The organism is Nocardioides eburneiflavus (assembly GCF_004785795.1).
Lineage (GTDB): Bacteria > Actinomycetota > Actinomycetes > Propionibacteriales > Nocardioidaceae > Nocardioides > Nocardioides eburneiflavus.
Map to the genome: position 1 here is coordinate 2237099 of NZ_SRRO01000001.1, position 18515 is coordinate 2255613.

16 protein-coding genes are annotated in these 18515 nt (G+C 71.3%); 11 read left to right on the forward strand and 5 right to left on the reverse strand.

The features are described 5' to 3' along the window. Positions 1 to 87 precede the first annotated feature (87 nt). The 11 genes from EXE59_RS10545 to rplQ all read left to right on the forward strand — a co-directional run bounded on the left by EXE59_RS10545 (position 88) and on the right by rplQ (position 15107). Entirely contained in the window at positions 88 to 6351 is a 6264-nt protein-coding gene (locus EXE59_RS10545; protein WP_135838861.1) for an Ig-like domain-containing protein, read from the forward strand. A gap of 49 nt (positions 6352 to 6400) precedes the next feature. Continuing rightward, the gene (locus EXE59_RS10550) at positions 6401 to 7372 is read left to right on the forward strand and encodes an AAA family ATPase (RefSeq protein WP_135838862.1); all 972 of its coding nucleotides are present in this window, start codon (positions 6401 to 6403) and stop codon (positions 7370 to 7372) included. A 20-nt stretch (positions 7373 to 7392) separates the two neighbouring features. Then, positions 7393 to 8562, forward strand: a complete 1170-nt coding sequence (locus EXE59_RS10555) for a DUF58 domain-containing protein (RefSeq protein ID WP_168218479.1) — start codon at positions 7393 to 7395, stop codon at positions 8560 to 8562. Continuing rightward, complete coding sequence (locus EXE59_RS10560; RefSeq protein ID WP_135838864.1) at positions 8559 to 11024, forward strand: transglutaminase-like domain-containing protein; 2466 nt, start codon at positions 8559 to 8561, stop codon at positions 11022 to 11024. The genes EXE59_RS10555 and EXE59_RS10560 overlap by 4 nt, the downstream gene beginning before the upstream one ends. A 202-nt stretch (positions 11025 to 11226) precedes the next feature. Beyond that, entirely contained in the window at positions 11227 to 11448 is a 222-nt protein-coding gene (infA, locus tag EXE59_RS10565) for a translation initiation factor IF-1 (protein WP_056599768.1), read from the forward strand. A 30-nt stretch (positions 11449 to 11478) separates the two neighbouring features. Next, positions 11479 to 11592 (forward strand): 50S ribosomal protein L36, encoded by a 114-nt coding sequence (gene rpmJ / locus EXE59_RS10570; protein WP_004008316.1) that lies wholly within the window; start codon positions 11479 to 11481, stop codon positions 11590 to 11592. 236 nt (positions 11593 to 11828) lie between these two features. Further along, complete coding sequence (gene rpsM, locus EXE59_RS10575) at positions 11829 to 12203, forward strand: 30S ribosomal protein S13 (RefSeq protein ID WP_056599771.1); 375 nt, start codon at positions 11829 to 11831, stop codon at positions 12201 to 12203. A 70-nt stretch (positions 12204 to 12273) separates the two neighbouring features. Then, positions 12274 to 12669, forward strand: coding sequence for a 30S ribosomal protein S11 (gene rpsK, locus EXE59_RS10580; RefSeq protein ID WP_010831742.1), 396 nt, complete (start codon positions 12274 to 12276; stop codon positions 12667 to 12669). Between the two features lie 28 nt (positions 12670 to 12697). Continuing rightward, on the forward strand, positions 12698 to 13306 hold the full coding sequence (gene rpsD, locus EXE59_RS10585) for a 30S ribosomal protein S4 (RefSeq protein ID WP_135838865.1): 609 nt from the start codon (positions 12698 to 12700) through the stop codon (positions 13304 to 13306). A gap of 115 nt (positions 13307 to 13421) precedes the next feature. After that, a complete protein-coding gene (locus EXE59_RS10590) occupies positions 13422 to 14438 on the forward strand; it encodes a DNA-directed RNA polymerase subunit alpha (RefSeq protein ID WP_121141540.1) in 1017 nt (338 codons plus the stop codon). Between the two features lie 66 nt (positions 14439 to 14504). Then, on the forward strand, positions 14505 to 15107 hold the full coding sequence (gene rplQ / locus EXE59_RS10595; RefSeq protein ID WP_135838866.1) for a 50S ribosomal protein L17: 603 nt from the start codon (positions 14505 to 14507) through the stop codon (positions 15105 to 15107). A 255-nt stretch (positions 15108 to 15362) separates the two neighbouring features. Here the strand turns inward: rplQ and EXE59_RS10600 are convergent, their stop codons facing one another. Genes EXE59_RS10600 through EXE59_RS10620 form a run of 5 tightly spaced genes read right to left on the reverse strand, consistent with a single transcriptional unit; the run spans position 15363 to position 18436 of the window. Continuing rightward, positions 15363 to 16328: a ketopantoate reductase family protein gene (locus EXE59_RS10600; protein ID WP_135838867.1), complete on the reverse strand. Its 966-nt coding sequence runs from the start codon at positions 16326 to 16328 to the stop codon at positions 15363 to 15365. A 44-nt stretch (positions 16329 to 16372) separates the two neighbouring features. After that, complete coding sequence (locus EXE59_RS10605) at positions 16373 to 16972, reverse strand: dihydrofolate reductase family protein (protein WP_135838868.1); 600 nt, start codon at positions 16970 to 16972, stop codon at positions 16373 to 16375. Further along, positions 16969 to 17547, reverse strand: a complete 579-nt coding sequence (locus tag EXE59_RS10610) for a TIGR03086 family metal-binding protein (protein ID WP_135838869.1) — start codon at positions 17545 to 17547, stop codon at positions 16969 to 16971. Before EXE59_RS10610 ends, EXE59_RS10605 begins: the two co-directional genes overlap by 4 nt. Further along, complete coding sequence (locus EXE59_RS10615; RefSeq protein ID WP_135838870.1) at positions 17547 to 18068, reverse strand: SRPBCC domain-containing protein; 522 nt, start codon at positions 18066 to 18068, stop codon at positions 17547 to 17549. Before EXE59_RS10615 ends, EXE59_RS10610 begins: the two co-directional genes overlap by 1 nt. Then, positions 18065 to 18436, reverse strand: a complete 372-nt coding sequence (locus tag EXE59_RS10620) for an ArsR/SmtB family transcription factor (RefSeq protein ID WP_135838871.1) — start codon at positions 18434 to 18436, stop codon at positions 18065 to 18067. The genes EXE59_RS10615 and EXE59_RS10620 overlap by 4 nt, the downstream gene beginning before the upstream one ends. Positions 18437 to 18515: the final 79 nt, after the last annotated feature.

Here is an 18515-nt window from a genome sequence, read left to right on the forward strand (position 1 = left end):
AACTTGTCGGAACCTCCGTGACATACATACCCTCCTCGGGGTGACTGCGGCGGGCGCACGTCATTCGTGGGGCCAAGGGGGACTGGCGTGGCACGTGTGACTGCTCTGCGTCGCCACCGGGTGGGCATCGCCTCGGGCGTCGCCCTGGCCGTCGCCACCGCTGCGGTCGTGACCTACGCGCTGTCCGCCGAGGGCTACAAGAAGCACGAGGCCGAGCTCAACGACGGCGGCGTCTGGGTGGTCAACGGCAAGCTCGGCTGGTCGGGGCGGCTCAACAAGCCGATCAACCAGCTCGACGGCGTCGTCCCCGGCCAGGACGCCAAGGCGCGGCTCGACGTGGTGCAGGACGGCGCCGCGGTCGTCACCCTGAACCGCAACGCTGCCCGCGGCCAGGCCATCGAGACCAGCCGCCTCGAGGCGCAGGACGGCGGCTCTGCCGCGGTCCCGGTCAACGGCGACGTACGGATGGCCGGCGGCACGCTCGCCACGGCCGACGCGCAGACCGGTGAGGTCTGGGCCGTGCGCTACGACACCCAGGTCGGCGAGCCCCTGATGAGCGCGGTCGACCGGCAGGCCGACCCGCTCGCCGAGGCCGGTGAGGGCGCAGCCCTCGCCGTCGGCCTCGACGGCACGGTCGTGGTCACCTCGACCGAGGAGCGCACGGTCACCACCCTCGCACCGCAGGGCACCGCGTTCGGCAAGCCCGTCGTCGAGGACCTCCCGGGCGACGCGGGCCGCGTCTCGGAGGTCACCACGGTCGGCGACCGGGTCATCACCCTCGACGCCGACGCCGGGGTCCTCGCCGTCGTCGGGGGCGCGACGGTGTCCGTCCCGCCCGACAGCGTGCTGCAGCAGTCCGGACCGGCGTACGACGCCGTGCTGGTCGGCGCTCCCGACGGGCTGCTGAGCATCGACCTCGAGTCCGGCGAGGACACCTACGTGTCCGACCTGTCGGGCAACCCGGCCGAGCCGGTGAGGCTCGGCGCCTGCGTCTTCGGCGCATGGTCCGGCGGACTGGGTGCCGTGGCGGTCCAGTGCGGGTCGCAGGAGGTCAACGAGAAGGACCTCACCGGCAACGCCACCAGCCTCGCCTTCCGGGTCAACCGCGGCGAGATCGTGCTCAACGACGCCAACAGCGGCACCGTCTGGGACGTCCAGGACGAGAAGCCGGTCCGGATCGACAACTGGGACGCGTTCACGTCGAAGAAGAAGAAGGACGACGAGGACGACGAGAACGAGAACCAGAGCGACGCGGATCGGCGCCCGCCCCGCGCCAAGCCCGACTCCTACGGCGTGCGCGCCGGACGCACCACCGTGCTGCACCCGCTCGACAACGACTCCGCCCCCGAGGGGCGGCTCCTGAGCATCGTCGACGTCGACCAGCCCTCCGGCGGCGCCCGCGTGGAGATCAGCCCCGACGGGCAGACCCTGGTGCTGCAGATGCCCGAGGATGCCCGTCCGGCGACCTTCGACTACTACATCGACGACGGTCGCAACGGGGTGTCGGCCCAGGCAGCCGTCGACATCGAGGTGCGCGCCAACAGCCAGAACGAGTCGCCCGCGCTGCGGGAGGGCTACGAGAAGCCCACCTACCAGGTGCCGCACGGCGGCGCGCTCTCCGTCCCCGTGCTGTCCGACTGGCGCGACGACCGCGACGGCGACACGCTGCTGCTCGACTCGGCGACGGCGGTCGGCGGCGAGCAGTCCGGCGCACGGGCGCGTACGACCGCCGACGGCCGGATCCGCTTCACCGCCCCGACCGGCGACGCCGCCGGCCAGCAGCAGCTGGTCCGGGTGGAGTTCGGCGTCACCGACGGCCGCTCGGCGCCGGTCCGCAAGGCGATCAGCTTCCAGGTCCAGGCGCGCTCGGACCAGAAGGCGTTCGCGCCCAGCGCCGAGCCCGACGTGGTCCGGGGCGAGGTCGGCAAGCCGATCAAGATCCGTCCGCTGCTCAACGACCTCCCCGGCTCGGACCCCACCGACATCGACGCCGAGCTCGTGCTGGGGGCCAAGGTCCCGCAGCAGCCCGGAGCGAAGATCGTCTCCGACCTCGACTCGGGCCAGCTGACCTTCACCGGTGAGCGCGCGGGCACCTACTTCCTGAGCTACGACGCGGGATACGGCAACGCGCCGCTCGACCCGGGCACGATCCGCGTCGACGTGAAGCCCGCGCCCAAGCGCGTCGCCCCGCCGGTCGCGATGCCCGACACGCTCACCCTCTACGGCCAGGCCCCCGGCATCGTGGACGTGCTGGCCAACGACCTCGACCCCGCCGGCGGCCTCCTGACCGTCCAGCGGGCGGCGGGGGACAAGGCCGGCCAGCTCGACGTGGCCATCGTCGACGGTCGCTGGCTGCGCATCTCCGCGGTCCAGCCCGACCTGCTGCCGAGGACCCAGACGGTGTCCTACACCATCACCAACGGCGCCAGCTCCGGCGTACGCGGCGAGGTCGTGGTGACCCAGCGCGCCGAGCCCGAGGACAACACCCCGATCACGGTCGCGGACAAGGTCGTCGTCCGTGCGGGTGCCGCGGTCTCCGCCCCGGTCCTGGACAACGACGTGTCGCCCGCCGGCGATCGCCTGACCCTGCTGGCCGACCTCGTCGACAGCGACACCCCGGGACGGCTCGACGTGGTGGCCCCGATCGACGTCACCGGCGACGTCGGCACGGCCTTCGTGTCGGGTCGCGTGGTGCGCTACGTCGCCCCGGACAAGGTCAAGGAACGCGACACCTTCTCCATCACCTATGTCGCGCAGAACCTCGAGGGCAAGCGCGCCAACGGCCTGCTCGAGGTCACCGTCGTGCCCGCCGACGACCCGAACGACCCGCCCGAGCCCCCGACGCTCGAGGGACGCGTGGTCTCGGGCGACACCATCAAGGTCCGCGTGCCCGGCGTCGGCGTCGACCGCAACGGCGACCCGGTCACGGTCACCGGCGTCACCTCGGCCCCCCGCCTCGGCCGGATCGTGTCCTACGGCGGCAACTTCCTCGAGTACCAGGCCTACCCGCGCACGGTCGGCACCGACGAGTTCACCTACTCGGTCGTCGACTCCCAGGGTGCGTTCGCGACCGGCACCGCCCGCGTGGCGGTCGTCAAGCCCGGCCAGCCGCAGCCCCCGCTGGCCGTCGAGGACCGGCTCACCGTCGAGCCGGGGCGCACCGCGACGTTCGACCCGCTCGCCAACGACTTCATCGCGCCGGGCGACGCCGCCGACATCGAGCTCCTCGACGCGCCGGACGGCGTCACCCACGACCAGGACACCAACCTCGTCACCGTCCCCGCACCCGACTCGGTCGACGCGCCGCCGGTGGTCATCGTCTACAGCGTCTCCAACGGGCTGAGCGAGTCCCGCGCCACGATGACCCTGCAGACGGCGAGCTCGTTCAACAACCCGCCCGTCGTCTACGACGCCTTCGGTCGCGCCGACGACAGCGGGAGCGTGCTCGTCGACGTGCTGGAGGGCGCGTACGACCCCGACGGCCCTGCAGAGGCACTTGAGGTCACCGATGTCGGCGCGGGCGCGACCGTGGTGGACGGGGTGGAGGTGCGTGCCGACCGGGGCGCGGCACCCAAGGTCCTGCCCTTCGTGGTCGAGGACGCCGACGGCGCGTCGAGCGCGGCGTCGGTCTACATCCCCCCGACCGGCAACGGACTGCCCTACGTCCCCGACGGCACGCTCATCGAGCTCGACCCGGGCGATACGACGACCGGCAGGCTCGGCGACTACGTCGAGGCACCCGGTGACGCCGAGGTGCGGCTCGCCTCGGGCCGCCGCTCGTGGTCGGGCTCCCCGTCCGCGCTCCAGGTCGGTCCCGACGGCGAGCGGGGCTTCACCCTCACCGCCGCCCCTGGCTTCCGCGGCCCCGGCGCGGTCCTGGTCGAGGTCACCTCCGCCGCCGACGCCAGCGGCAACGAGGACACGTCGACGACCGCCGACGGTGCGACCGTCCTGCTGTCGATCCCGGTGCAGGTCGGGGACGACAGGCCGACCCTCGAGTGCCCCGACACCGTCGTGCCGATCGCCGCCGGCCAGCGCTACGACCTCGACATCGCCAGCTTCTGCAAGGTCTTCACCGTGGACCCGCGCGACGCGGCGGGTCTCTCCTACGCCGCCGAGTGGAGCCAGGGCCGGAGCGGTGTCGACGTCGGCGACGCAGCCGGGTCGGTCGTCGCGATCACCGCCTCGGACGTCGCGACCCAGGGTGGGGAGGCCGTCCTGTCCGTCCGTGCCGGCGACAGCAACACCGAGGACGTGCGCTTCCGGCTCGCCCAGGCGCCGCCGCCGACCATGCTGCCCATCAAGGTGGAGACGATGGAGGCCGGGCAGACTCGCACCTTCGACGTGGGCGCCTACCTCCGCGCAGGCGTGGCAGACCCCTCCCCGAACATCGTCTCGGTCGAGAGCATCGGCAACCCCGGGGTGCGAGCGACGGCCGACGGCAGCCGGCTGACCCTCACCGCGGCCAAGGACACGCGCGGGGTGCAGGCAGGCTTCCGCCTCGTCGTCAGCGACGTCTCGTCCTCGGACCCGCCGCCCGAGCGCCGTGCCGACGCACGCATCCAGTTCCAGGTGATCGGCACGCCGTCCCAGCCGGGCGAGCCGCGCCCCTACCCGGTCTCCGACGAGGTCGGCACCATCAAGATGTCGTGGAAGCCCCCGGACGACGACGGGGGTGCGCCGATCACCCACTACGTCGTGCGCGAGGAGCGCAAGGGGTCGACCCAGCGCTGCGCCACCAACGAGTGCGTCTTCCGCAAGCTCGACGCCGCCGGCAACTACAGCTTCCGCGTGCAGGCCGTGAACCGCGTCGGGGCGAGCGAGTGGAGCGAGCTGTCGCGCTCCGCGCGGGCCGACACCGCGCCAGGGCGCGTGCAGAACATCCGGATGAAGAGCCGCGGCGACGGCACGATCACGATCGCCTGGGACAAGCCGGCCACCAACACCTCGCGGATCCTCAACTACTCCGTGACGTGGGTCGGGGGCGGGTCGTCCGAGATCCCCGGCGACGACACCGAGTTCACCGCCACCGGTCTGAACAACAACGAGAAGTACGTCTTCACCGTCCGGGCACGCAACCGCATCGAGTACTCCCTGCCCCGGTCGTCGCCGGAGTTCCAGCCGCTCGGCACCCCGCCGGCGCCTGCCGCGCCCGCGGTGACCGACCTGCAGTCGGGTGCCAACCAGACCGACGTACGCATCGGTTGGCAGGCGGTGCAACCGGAGGGCCCCGGGCCGGCCGTCTACACCGTCACCTACTCCAACGGCCAGGCGTCGGGCGCGGTGCCGGGATGCCAGAAGCTGGCGTCCCTGACGTGCACCCACTCGAACCTCCCGTACGACGGCCTCACCTACACCTACCGCGTGGTCGCCGCCAACCAGCCTCCCGGCGAGCCGGGCAACCGGTCGGCACCGAGCGAGGGCGGGTCAGTGGCGCTGGTGGGACGTCCGGCTGCGTGGACGGACTGGTCCGTCGCCCCCACCGGCACGAGCCAGCAGCTGCAGCTGACCTACACGGTGCCCGACTCGCGCGGCACCGTGAGCAACGTCGACGTCCTCGTCGGCGGTGTGGCCCACGCGTTCCCCAACCAGACCGGCCAGAACACCGTCCGGGTCCCGACGCCCAGCAACGAGCAGGCCTACAACGTCGAGCTGCGGGTGTGCAACGAGAAGGCCCCCGCCGGGTGCACGCTCAGCGGGGTGAAGTCCGCGCAGAGCTACGGCCCGCTCGGGGACGCGCTCTTCGACATCCGTCCGGTCGTCAGCGGAAAGAACATCTACTGGGTGATCACCGGGACCGCCACCGGGGCGCCCGTGTCCGTGCGCTACGACCTCGACGGCGACGGCGAGCAACCTGTCACCACCCAGCCCGGCGTCAGCGGTCAGTTCAGCGTGCAGACCAAGACCTACACGACGCAGAACTACAACCAGGACGTCCGGCTCAGCGTCGCGGTCTTCGACCCGGTCAGGGGCGGACGTGGGGAGGACTCCGGCGAGAACCGGACCAAGTCCGGTCCGCCCCCGCAGCCGAGCCTGGCACTGAGCGAGTGGACCGCCTGCGGTGACCTGCCGCAGTCCGACCCGAAGTGCCAGGGCGCCGGCGCCCAGGGCCAGTCCTGCACGGAGAACTCGTGCGGCAAGCTGCGCATCGTCACCTCGGACTTCGTCGAGCCGTACACCTGCGAGGCGGAGGATCCGTGGCCGTGGGTGCTGACGTTCGAACGGCGCGGCTTCGGTGCGACGGACACAGCCGACAACACACCGTGGTACTTCTACGCCGGCCAGAGCGTCACCGTCCGGTGCTTCTCGGACAACCAGAGCGTGACCGCGACGACCACCTGGCCCCAATGAGGGACCTCTCGAGGGCCCACCGCCAACGCCCGAACCGACGAGGAGCAGCATGACGATCAGCCACGAACAGGCCGAGTGGTTCAAGACGACCTTCGACCAGCTCACCGACAACATGGAGAAGGCCGTCCTCGGCAAGCGCCACGTCGTACGCCTGGCGCTGACCTGCCTGCTGTCAGAGGGCCACGTCCTGCTCGAGGACTTCCCGGGCACCGGCAAGACCATGCTCGCTCGGGCGCTCGCCAACACGGTCCAGGGCAGCCACGCCCGCATCCAGTTCACGCCCGACCTGCTGCCCTCCGACGTCACCGGCGTGACGGTCTACGACCAGCACAAGGGCACGTTCGAGTTCCACCCGGGACCGATCTTCCACACCATCGTGCTCGCCGACGAGATCAACCGGGCCTCGCCCAAGACCCAGTCCGCGCTGCTCGAGGTGATGGAGGAGGGTCGGGTCACCGTCGACGGCGTCGCGCACCCCGTCGGCCGCCCGTTCCTCGTGATCGCCACCCAGAACCCCATCGAGCAGGCCGGCACCTACCGCCTCCCCGAGGCGCAGCTGGACCGCTTCCTGATGAAGACGTCCGTCGGCTACCCCGACCGGCAGGCCACCGTCGAGCTCCTCAACAACGCGGCGGTCCGTGACCGCGCCGCGCTCGTCACCCCCGTCATCACCGCAGCCACGATCGCCCAGATGAGCGGCCTCGCCGACGAGGTCTACGTCGACCCCGCCGTCGTGGGCTACGTCGCCGAGCTCGCCGAGGAGTCGCGCCGCCAGCCGCACGTCAAGCTCGGCCTCTCGGCGCGCGGCTGCCTGGCGTTCGTCCGGGTCGCGAAGACGTGGGCCGCCGCGGACGGTCGCGACCACGTCGTCCCCGACGACATCAAGGACCTCGCCGAGCCCGTGCTCTCGCACCGCTTGCTGCTCGACGCCGAGGCGCAGTTCAGCGGCGTCGACGTCCAGACCGTCATCTCGCGCCTGCTCGACGCCGTCGCTCCGCCGACCGACCGCGTGGGGGTCTGACCACACCGATGAGGCAGCGGTTGAACGACGCGCTGGAGGTCATCAAGCCGATCGGCTGGCTGGTCCTCGCCCTGGGCCTGGGTGCGCTCCTGGTCGCCACGCTCACGCAGTGGCGCGAGCTGGCGGTGCTCGGTACCGCCAGCCTGGCGCTGATCGTGCTGGCGCTGCCGTTCCTGCTGGGTCGCACCTCGGTGTCGGTCGACCTGCGGCTGCAGCCCGAGCGCGTCGCGGCGGGGGAGTCAGTGGCGGCCGGTGTCCTCGTCGTCAACCGCGCGACGTCCCGCCTGGTCCCCACCACGCTGGAGGTCCCGGTCGGGTCGGCCGTGCACCGCTACGGCATCAGCTCGCTGGCCCCCGGTGCCGCCCACGAGGAGTCGTTCACCATCCGCACCGAGCGGCGCGGGGTGATCGCGGTCGGACCGGCGATGACGCGGCGCGGCGACCCGGTCGGCATCTTCTCGCGCGACGTCGTGTGGACCCCGGTGCGCGAGGTGCTGGTGCGCCCGCACCTCGTGCCGATGGAGTCCCTCGGTGCGGGACTGCTCCGCGACCTCGAGGGGGTCTCGACCGACGCGGTCAGCCAGAGCGACCTGGCGTTCCACGCGCTGCGCGAGTACGTCCCCGGCGACGACCTGCGCCACATCCACTGGCGGTCGTCGGCGAAGGTGATGGCGTCCACCGGCGAGTCGTCCCTGCTGGTGCGCCAGTACCTCGACACCCGCCGCAGCCACGCCACGATCGTGGTCGACGACCGGCTCGCCTCCTGGGCCGACCCCGAGGACTTCGAGACCGCGATGGCGGTGGCGGCCTCGATCGCGGTGCGGGCGGTGCTCGACGAGTTCGACGTCTCGTTCGTGTGCGGCGCGCACGCCTCCTCGGGCTCGGACGGACACCTCGCGCTCGACGCGGTGTGCCGCGCCGACTTCGGCGACCGGGGGCTCGTGGAGTCCGGGCGCCAGGCCACCATGCTGGCGCCCGACACGAGCCTGGCCTTCTTCGTCGGCGGGAGCGAGTCGGCCTTCACCGACCTGCTGCGCTCGGCGGCCGCGTTCCCGCCCGAGGTGCGACGCTTCGGCATCATCGTCGATCCCGCCGGGACCAGCCGGGTCACCGAGACCGGCGGCCTGCCGGTGCTGCACCTCGCCGCCAAGGAGGACCTCGGCGGCCTCCTGCGCTGGAGCGTGAGGTGAGGGCCACCGCCGGCGCGACCGGCACCCGCACCCGCGTCCGGTCGCACACGCTCGTCCCGGACCGCCACTCGTGGATCGACATCGCGTTCACGATCGCGCTCGCGGGCGTGGCCCAGTCCGCGTTCGGGACCTCCTTCACCGGCAGCACCTACCTGGTGGTGGGACTGCTCGGCACCGTCATCGCGGTGGCCGTGACCCACCTCACGCGCGCGGCCGGATGGCCGATCATCTCGGCGGTCGTCATCTGCCTGGTGCTGTTCTTCCTGCTCGGCGGCCCCCTGACCCTGCGCTCGCTCGGCGACACGTACGCCCTGCCGGGCGCCACGACCCTGGCCAAGGTGGCCGACCAGGCGATCTTCGGCTGGAAGGACCTGCTGACCACGCTGCCGCCCGTCGACGGCGACGGCCCGCTGCTCGTCCTGCCGTGGCTGTCGGGGGTGCTGGCCGGCCTGGTGGGACTCGCGCTCGCCCACCTGCCCGTACGCCGGGCCTGGCTGGCCGCGATGCTCCCGGTCGTCGGCATGACGGTGCTGCTCTCGGGAGCGGTGCTGCTCGGCGTGCGCCACCCCCAGTCCCTGCTCGTCCAGGGCTCGGTCTTCGCCGGACTCGCCCTGGCGTGGCTGGCGGTCCGGGCGCGGCGCGCCAGCGCGACCGTGCAGGGCGGCAGCACCTCGTACGTCCGCGGGGTCGGCGCCGTGGCGATGCTCGGCCTCGCCGCCGCCGTCGCCTACCCGGCCAGCGCACTGTTCACCGATGACGACGCCGACCGCGCGGTCGCGCGCAACTGGGTCGAGCCGCCCTTCGACGTCGGTCGCTACCCCTCGCCGCTCGCGGGGTTCCGCAAGTACGTCGACCTCAAGGGCAAGTCCGACCCGACCAACGTCTACGACAAGACGCTGCTCGACGTCGAGGGGGTCCCGGCCGACACCAGGGTCCGGTTCGCCACGATGGACAGCTACGACGGGATGGTCTGGGGGGCGACCGACAACGCGCTCCCCGGGCCGGCCGACGACTCCTTCCAGCGCGTGTCCTCGACCATCGACAACCCGGTCGAGGGCAAGGACGTGCAGGCCACCGTCACCCTCGGCGAGGGGTGGACGGGCGTGTGGCTGCCGACCGTCGGCGCCCTCACGTCCATGGAGTTCGAGACCGGGGACACGCGCGCCAAGGCCGAGGTCTTCCGCTACAACCTCGCGACGTCGACCGCGGTCGTCCCGAGCGGCATGCAGCCGGGTGACCGCTACTCCTTCAGCGCCGTCGTGCCCGACGACGAGCTGTCCGAGACGACCGTCGGATCCTCCGAGCTGACTCCGCTGCCGACGGGTGCCGGGTTCATCCAGGGCCCCACCGACAACTGGACCGAGGACGCCGGACCCGACCCGATGGACCGGGTCCTGGCCGCCGCCGAGCACCTGCGGTCGGAGGGCAAGTACTCCGACGGCATCGGGCGCACCGAGCGCATCTACGTCGCCGGCCACAGCGTGTGGCGCCTGGCTGACGAGTTCGTCAACGCCCCGCAGATCGTCGGCAACGACGAGCAGTACGCCGCCACGATGGCGCTCATCGCCAACGACATCGGCGTCCCGGCCCGCGTCGTGCTCGGCGCGGTCGTGCCCGCGGGCGGCCGGGTCACCGGCAAGGACGTGTCGGCCTGGGTGGAGCTGCGGGCCGCGGACGGCTCGTGGAAGACCCTGCCGACCGAGGCGTTCATGTCGACCACCCCGCCCGCCGACCAGGTCCCCGAGACCAACACCCCGATGTCCGGCACGGTGATCCCGCCGCCGAACCCGATCCCGCCGCCGTCCGACGCGGGGGAGCAGAGCGACGCCGACCTCAAGGAGCGCAAGGCCACCCGCAAGGAGGCCGACGAGGAGGACGAGGGCCTGATCCCGGGCCTGCCGGCCTGGGTGGGCATCGTGCTGACCTACGTCGGCGGTCCGCTGCTGCTGGTCGCGCTGCTGCTCGGCGCGGTCGTCGGGCTGAAGGCACTGCGCCGGCACCGCCGACGCAGCGCAGAGTCGCCGTCGGCACGCTTCGTCGGGGCGTGGCGTGAGCTCGTCGACCACGCCCGTGACCTCGGGCAGGTCGTCCCGCTCGGTCCGACCGTCACCCGGCGCGAGCAGTCCGTCGGCATCGTGTCGGGCCAGGCGGTCGTGCTGGCGCGCCGCGCGGACAGCTTCGTGTTCGGCCCGGCCGCGCCCGAGGTGGCCGCGGCGACGACCTACTGGGAGTCGATCGACGCCGAGCGCCGGGCGATGTCGCACGAGGTCGGCCGCTGGCAGCGCTTCCGCGCTGCGGTGAGCCTGCGGTCGCTGAGGCGTACGGCTGCCGGCCCGGCCGCGCCGGCCGACCCCGGCCAGGACGACGAGGCGGCGCCGACCCCCGCGACCGGGCGTGTCGCATCGGCCGCCGGTCGCTTGCGCGGCCTCGCTGATTGGCGTTCTCGACGTACGCCTGACTAAACTGGTGCGTCGGCCCAACGTGGGCTGTGTTTCGTGGTGCCTCGCGGCTGCCCGGGATCTCGTGTGATCGTCGTCAGACGGTCGCGCGCGTGCCTCGGGAAGAGGTCCCCGGATCCGCCTCACGAGGTCCACCGGCCACCCTCGCGGGTGCCGGGCGGTTCCCGGGCCACGGTAGACAACAGACGAGAAGATTGTGGAGGACATGCCGAAGAAAGAAGGCGTGATCGAGATCGAGGGCACCGTCGTGGAGGCCCTTCCCAACGCCATGTTCCGTGTGGAGCTGGCCAACGGGCACAAGGTGCTCGCGCACATCAGCGGCAAGATGCGACAGCACTACATCCGGATCCTCCCCGAGGACCGGGTCGTGGTGGAGCTCTCGCCGTACGACCTCACGCGGGGTCGCATCGTCTACCGCTACAAGTAACCAGCCAGCCGAGTAGCAAGGATCGTTGACATGAAGGTCAACCCCAGCGTCAAGCCCATCTGTGACAAGTGCAAGGTCATCCGCCGTCACGGCCGGGTCATGGTCATCTGCGAGAACCCCCGCCACAAGCAGCGGCAAGGGTGAGGGATCTCGTCCAGATCCGGCGGAGCCGGAGCTGGACGAGCAGCCCCGAGCCTCGCAGCCGCTTGCGGCAAGAGGGCCTGTAGCTCAACCACACAACTGAAACACCACAACGTGATCGCTAGGTCCGCGCAAGCGGGCTGAATCCACCTCCGGCGCTTTGGCCGGAGCTCACCCGAGGCGGGATGGGACGCGACACGACCAGAAACCAAAGCGACGAACAGACAAGGAACCGCCACATGGCACGCCTCGTTGGTGTTGACCTCCCGCGCGACAAGCGCATCGAGATCGCACTCACCTACATCTACGGCATCGGCCGTACCCGCGCCCAGCAGCTCCTGGCCGCCACCGGCGTCGACCCGAACGCCCGGGTCCACACGCTCGGTGACGAGGAGCTGGTCAAGCTTCGCGACGAGATCGAAGCCAACTTCAAGATCGAGGGTGACCTCCGACGTGAGGTCCAGGCGGACATCCGCCGCAAGATCGAGATCGGCAGCTACCAGGGTCGCCGCCACCGCATGGGCCTCCCGGTCCGCGGACAGCGCACCAAGACCAACGCGCGCACCCGCAAGGGTCCCAAGCGCACCGTCGCCGGCAAGAAGAAGGCGAAGTGACCGGCGCCCTGCGCTGATCCTCGCTGCCTTCCCAGAAGCTTCCAGACCAGACCTCATCAGGAGTTAGTGAATGCCTCCCAAGAGCCGCGCGACCAAGGTCCGCCGCAAGGAGAAGAAGAACATCGCTCAGGGCGAAGCCCACATCAAGAGCACGTTCAACAACACCATCGTCACCATCACGGACCCCACCGGCGCCGTGATCTCGTGGGCCTCTGCCGGCACCGTCGGCTTCAAGGGCTCGCGCAAGTCCACCCCCTTCGCCGCCCAGATGGCTGCGGAGGCCGCCGGCCGCCGCGCCATGGACCACGGCATGAAGAAGATCGACGTCTTCGTCAAGGGTCCGGGGTCGGGCCGCGAGACCGCGATCCGTTCGCTGGGTGCCATCGGCCTCGAGGTCGGCACCATCCAGGACGTCACGCCCACCCCCCACAACGGATGCCGGCCGCCCAAGCGCCGCCGCGTCTGACCCGAGACTGAGAAAGAGAGACTGAAACATGGCCCGCTACACCGGTCCCATGACCCGCAAGTCGCGCCGTCTCGGTGTCGACCTCGTCGGCGGCGACGCTGCCTTCGAGAAGCGTCCCTACGCCCCCGGCCAGCACGGCCGCGGTCGCATCAAGGAGTCCGAGTACCTGCTGCAGCTCCGCGAGAAGCAGAAGGCTCGTTTCACCTACGGCGTGATGGAGAAGCAGTTCGTCCGCTACTACAAGGAGGCCAGCCGTCGCCAGGGCAAGACCGGTGACAACCTGCTGCAGCTCCTCGAGTGCCGCCTCGACAACGTGGTCTACCGCGCCGGCTTCGCCCGTACGCGCCGCCAGGCTCGCCAGCTCGTCGTGCACGGCCACTTCCTGGTCAACGGCAAGAAGGTCGACATCCCGTCGTTCCAGGTCACCGACCACGACATCATCGACGTCCGCGAGAAGTCGCTCGAGCTGACGCCGCTGATCGTGGCCCGTGAGACCCACGGCGAGCGCGTCACCCCCGCGTGGATGGAGGTCATCCCGTCCCGGATGCGCATCCTGATCCACCAGGTCCCGGTCCGCGCGCAGATCGACGTGCCGGTCCAGGAGCAGCTCATCGTGGAGTACTACTCCAAGAAGTGATCCTCTGCCGGTGGTCGCCCGTCCTGCAGGCGGCCACCGGCGCCCCTCTTCCACATCACTCCTCACCATGTTCGGATCCGTCAAATAGCGGGTGGATCCGGAAAGGAAAAACTCCGTGCTCATCGCTCAGCGCCCCACCCTCACGGAAGAGACCGTCGACGAGTTCCGCTCGCGGTTCGTCATCGAGCCCCTCGAGCCCGGCTTCGGCTACACGCTCGGCAACTCGCTGCGTCGTACGCTCCTCAGCTCCATCCCGGGTGCCTCGGTCACCAGCATCAAGGTCGACTCCGTCCTCCACGAGTTCTCCACCATCGAGGGCGTCACCGAGGACATGACCGAGATCATCCTCAACCTCAAGGGCATCGTGGTGTCCTCCGAGCACGACGAGCCGGTCGTGATGTACCTGCGCAAGTCGGGTGCCGGCGACGTCACCGCCGCCGACATCACCCCGCCCGCCGGTGTCGAGGTGCACAACCCCGAGCTCAAGATCGCCACCCTGTCCGACAAGGGCAAGCTGGAGATGGAGCTCGTCGTCGAGCGCGGCCGCGGCTACGTGTCGTCCGTGCAGAACAAGGGTGCCGACAACGAGATCGGCCGCATGCCGGTCGACTCGATCTACAGCCCCGTGCTGAAGGTGACCTACAAGGTCGAGGCCACCCGAGTCGAGCAGCGCACCGACTTCGACAAGCTCGTCATCGACGTCGAGACCAAGCCGTCGATCCGTCCCCGTGACGCGATCGCCTCGGCCGGCAAGACCCTCGTCGAGCTCTTCGGCCTGGCCCGCGAGCTCAACGTCGAGGCCGAGGGCATCGACATCGGCCCGTCGCCTGTCGACGAGCAGCTCGCTGCCGACCTGGCCCTGCCGGTCGAGGACCTGCAGCTCACGGTCCGCAGCTACAACTGCCTCAAGCGCGAGGGCATCCACACCGTGGGTGAGCTCATCTCCCGCTCGGAGCAGGACCTGCTCGACATCCGCAACTTCGGCGCGAAGTCCATCGACGAGGTCAAGGCCAAGCTCGTCGAGATGGGCCTCTCGCTGAAGGACAGCGCGCCCGGTTTCGACCCGCACGCCGCCCTCGCCGCCTACGGCGACGACGACGACGACGCGTTCATCGAGGACGAGCAGCTCTGACAAATCGACCGGCGCCCGCCGGTCGTCTACCCGGGTACCTGACACGGCCCGAGAGAAGGAAATGACATGCCCAAGCCCAAGAAGGGTCCCCGCCTCGGCGGCAGCCCCGCCCACCAGCGCCTGATGCTCTCGAACCTGGCGACCGCCTTGTTCGAGCACGGCCGGATCACCACCACCGAGACCCGCGCGCGCCTGCTGCGCCCTGTCGCGGAGAAGCTGATCACCAAGGCCAAGCGGGGCGACCTGCACAACCGTCGCGAGGTCCTCAAGACCATCCGCGACAAGTCGGTCGTGCACACGCTGTTCACCGAGATCGCGCCGACCTTCGCCGAGCGTCCCGGTGGCTACACCCGCATCACCAAGATCGGCCCCCGCAAGGGCGACAACGCCCCCATGGCGGTCATCGAGCTGGTGACCGAGGCCTACAGCCCCAAGGCTCCCTCCACCAAGAAGACCGAGGCTGCTGCCGCTCCGGCGCCCGCTGCCGAGGAGACCGAGGTCGAGGACACCACCGCCGAGGACGCTGCCGCCGAGCACGAGGCCGCCGCCGAGGAGCACGAGGCTGCGGCCGAGGCCCACGAGGCTGCCGCCGAGGAGCACGAGGCCGCTGCCGCCGAGCACGAGGCCGCCGCCGAGGCTGCCGAGGAGTCGGACGAGAACAAGGCCTGATCCACGCATCATCGCGAGGCCCGTCACCCCACCGGGGTGGCGGGCCTTCGTGCGTCTCCAGCACGCGCCGGCTGCTGGGCGAGCGGTGGCCCTGCCACATGTCCGGGCCGTCGAATGTGGCTCTGCCACCGCCCCCGGGCGGGGCGTACGCCGACACGAGGGTGAGCGGTGGCCCACCCACGTTCCAGGGCCGAGGAATGTGGCTGGCTCACCGCTGCGGCGGTGAGCACGCAGGTTCCCGTCGAAGGACCTGCGTCACTCGCCCCTCAGGGAGAGCAAGACGTCACCGGCGTCGAGGCTGCGGGCGCGACCCCCGGCGCACGCGAGTGTCCGGGTCGCGGCGACGACGGCCTCGTTGACGGGGGTGGGGATGCCAAGCAGCCGGCCCTGGAGCACGACCTCGCCGGCGAGGTAGTCGATCTCGGAGTCACCGGTGCTGCGCGCGAGGCTCTGCCAGGTCGAGCCACCGGAGCGCTCGAGGTCGGGACGCCTGCGCAGGACGGAGCCGCGTCGGTCGCGGTCCTCCTCGGCGCTGACGATGGCGGCTCCTGCCGCTGCCAGCACCCGCTCGCCCTCCTCCTGGGCGAGCCGCGCGAGCTCGTCGGCGGCCTCGCCGGAGGCGAAGGACGCGTCGACGCCGTTGCCGAGGTTCATCACGAGCTTGCGGCGCTTCATCGCCATGATGTCGGGGCGCTCCTGCGAGTCGATGCCCGCGGCGCGGAAGTCGGCCGACACCGCCGCGGTGGTCGCGTCGGTGCCGCCGGGGAAGCGTCCGACGTCGAGGATCGCCGGTGTCGGGTGGCACGCGGCGACCACGACGCCCGGCTCGAGGTGGGTGGCGGGGAGCATGACGCACACGGCGTACGTCCGGGCGAAGAGCCGCAGTGCCGCCCTCTCGGTGGCGAGGCCGTTGGTGGCGCAGACGACCGGTACGTCCGCCGGGGCGTGGGCGCGCAGGTCCGCGAGCGCCGCGCCGGCCTGGTGCGACTTCACCGTCAGCAGCACGACGGTGTCGTCGGTCCACCCGGCCTCGGCGGCCGTGTCCGTGGCCGGGGCGGCGATGCGGTGGCGGCCGTCGCCGGCGTCGAGGGTGAGTCCGCGGTCCCGGATCGCGGCGAGGTGGTCGCCGCGGGCCACCAGGGTCACCTCGCGGTCGGCCAGGGCCAGCCGTCCCCCGATGACGCCACCGACCGCACCGGCGCCGTACACGACGTAGCGCATGGACTCACCCTAGATGGCGGCCGGGCGCACCCGACGGCCTCCGTTCAGCGACGCACGCGGAAGCGCAGGTGGAGCACGCGGTCGCCCTGGACCACGACGTACGGGTCCTCGAGCAGGTGCTGGGTCGCGACCGGGCCGAAGTAGCGCTTGCCGGTGCCGAGCACGACGGGCGCGACGTCCATGGCCACCTCGTCGACGAGACCGAGCGCGAACGCCTGTCCTCCCACATCGCCGGCCGCGACCGAGACGGTGGCGTCCCCGGCCAGCTCACGCGCGGTCGCGACGGCGGCCGCCACGTCGTCGACGAAGTGGTAGGACGCCTCCGGGTGCCAGCCCTCCGGCCTGGGGCGGTGGGACACCACGACGACGTGCTCGCCGGTCGGTGGTCGCCCCTCCCACCCGTTCGTGATGTCGAACAGGTGGCGGCCGATCACCATGCAGCCGATGGAGTCCCAGACCGGGCGGACGTGGTCGTAGGAGGCCTGCGAGACCCGCAGGCCGCCCGGGGACGGGTCGTCCATCTCCTGCGCGCCGAGGTGCTGGTCCCCGTTGAAGTACCAGTCGAACAGCGGACCGGGGTCGTCGTCGAGGCCCGCGACGAATCCGTCGAGGGAGACCACGTTGTGCATCACGACGGTGCTCACGGCGTGCCTCCTCTCTCGGGGTGCCAGCCCGGATCGCGGCCGATGAAGGCCATCAGCCGGTCGACGACGGGAGCGTCGGCGGCCACGGGCACCGCCGGACCGTACTGCCCGGAGTCGCGCAGGAGCTGCTCGATGGGGCGCATCCCCTCCAGCAACCGCGCGGCGAAGTCCTCGTCGAGCCCGGCGTCCTGGCCGCCGGCGCGGGCGAGGTCCCACGAGTGCATGAAGACGTCGGCGGTGTAGAACCGGTCGACCGCGTCCGCGAGCCGGTGGCTGCCGGCGTGGGGGTGCGTGAACGGCTCGTCGCCGCGCTGTTCGACCAACGCCTGCACGGCGCCCGCGTGGTGCTGCCAGGCGGCGACCGGGTCGTCCGCCACCGGGGGACCGGTCGGCAGGTCCACGCCGCCGCCGGCCAGGAAGCCCGCGAACCACTCGACGAGGTGCGCCACGACGTCGCGCGCGGTCCATCCGTCGACGGGCGCGGGAGCCGACCAGTCGGGCGTGCCTGCGACGAGCCGGGCGAACTCCCCGGCCACCATCGCGTGGCGGGCGGCCGGGGCGTCGGGGAGGGTCATCAGATCGCGCCCTCAGCGAGCATCCGGTCGACCGCGGCGTAGCCGTCGTTGACCCCGACCTCCATCCCGCTGCGCAGCCACGCGTCGCGGTCCTCGAAGGAGTCGCACAGGCTCACCGCGTGGAGGCGGGTGCGCCCGTCGCCGAGGTCCTCGATGGTCAGCGTCTCCAGGGCGACGCCGTCGGGCATGCCCTCCCACGTGAAGGTCTGCACGATGCGGTCCTCGCGCACGGTGTGGAAGCAGCCGCGGAACGACGTCTCGAAGTCCTCGCGACCGTCGTTGCCCCGTGCGGTGTAGCTCCAGCTGCCGCCGTCGCGGGCGTCCCAGTGCGTGATGTCGGCCCCCACGTCGACGGGGCCGATCCACTGCGCGAACACCTCGGGGTCGGTGTGGGCGCGGAAGAGCTGGGCGGGGGTGGCGGTGAAGTCGCGCCAGATGTGGATGGCGGGCACGTGCTCGTCGGCCAGGATGGCGGCCTCGGGGAAGCGGGTGGCCGTGTCGGGGGTCTGCGTGGTGGTCATGATGCGGTTCCTTCCGTGCGGTTGTCGCTGGTGTGGGTGGGGTCTTCCTCGTCCTGCATCCGCGCGAGCACGGCGTCGAGCGCTGCGTAGCGCTGCTCGGCCTGTCGGCGGTATCGCTCGATCCACTTCGTCATGAGGTCGAACACCTCGGCTTCCAGGTGCACGGGCCGGCGCTGGGCCTGCCGGCTGCGCGTCACCAGTCCGGCCTCCTCGAGCACCTTGAGGTGCTTGGAGACCGCCTGGAGGCTCACGTCGTACGGCGCCGCCAGGTCGTTGACCGTGTGGTCGGCCTCGGTGAGGCGGGCCACCATGTCGCGGCGGGTGGGGTCGGCGAGGGCGGCGAAGACCCGGGAGAGCTGGTCGGTCACTGGGCACCTTCTTCAACTGATTGGTTGAATAAACCCTACGGCAGCCGCTCCGTCTTGTCAACCGTCTGGTTGAACACGC

Excerpts from the sequence above, each read along its gene's own strand:
- rpmJ (WP_004008316.1), top strand. The coding sequence starts at position 11,479 with ATGAAGGTCAACCCCAGCGTCAAGCCCATCTGTGACAAGTGCAAGGTC.
- infA (WP_056599768.1), top strand. The coding sequence starts at position 11,227 with ATGCCGAAGAAAGAAGGCGTGATCGAGATCGAGGGCACCGTCGTGGAG.
- rplQ (WP_135838866.1), top strand. The coding sequence starts at position 14,505 with ATGCCCAAGCCCAAGAAGGGTCCCCGCCTCGGCGGCAGCCCCGCCCAC.
- EXE59_RS10610 (WP_135838869.1), bottom strand. The coding sequence starts at position 17,547 with ATGACCCTCCCCGACGCCCCGGCCGCCCGCCACGCGATGGTGGCCGGG.
- rpsD (WP_135838865.1), top strand. The coding sequence starts at position 12,698 with ATGGCCCGCTACACCGGTCCCATGACCCGCAAGTCGCGCCGTCTCGGT.
- EXE59_RS10550 (WP_135838862.1), top strand. The coding sequence starts at position 6,401 with ATGACGATCAGCCACGAACAGGCCGAGTGGTTCAAGACGACCTTCGAC.
- EXE59_RS10600 (WP_135838867.1), bottom strand. The coding sequence starts at position 16,328 with ATGCGCTACGTCGTGTACGGCGCCGGTGCGGTCGGTGGCGTCATCGGG.
- EXE59_RS10615 (WP_135838870.1), bottom strand. The coding sequence starts at position 18,068 with ATGACCACCACGCAGACCCCCGACACGGCCACCCGCTTCCCCGAGGCC.
- rpsM (WP_056599771.1), top strand. The coding sequence starts at position 11,829 with ATGGCACGCCTCGTTGGTGTTGACCTCCCGCGCGACAAGCGCATCGAG.
- rpsK (WP_010831742.1), top strand. The coding sequence starts at position 12,274 with ATGCCTCCCAAGAGCCGCGCGACCAAGGTCCGCCGCAAGGAGAAGAAG.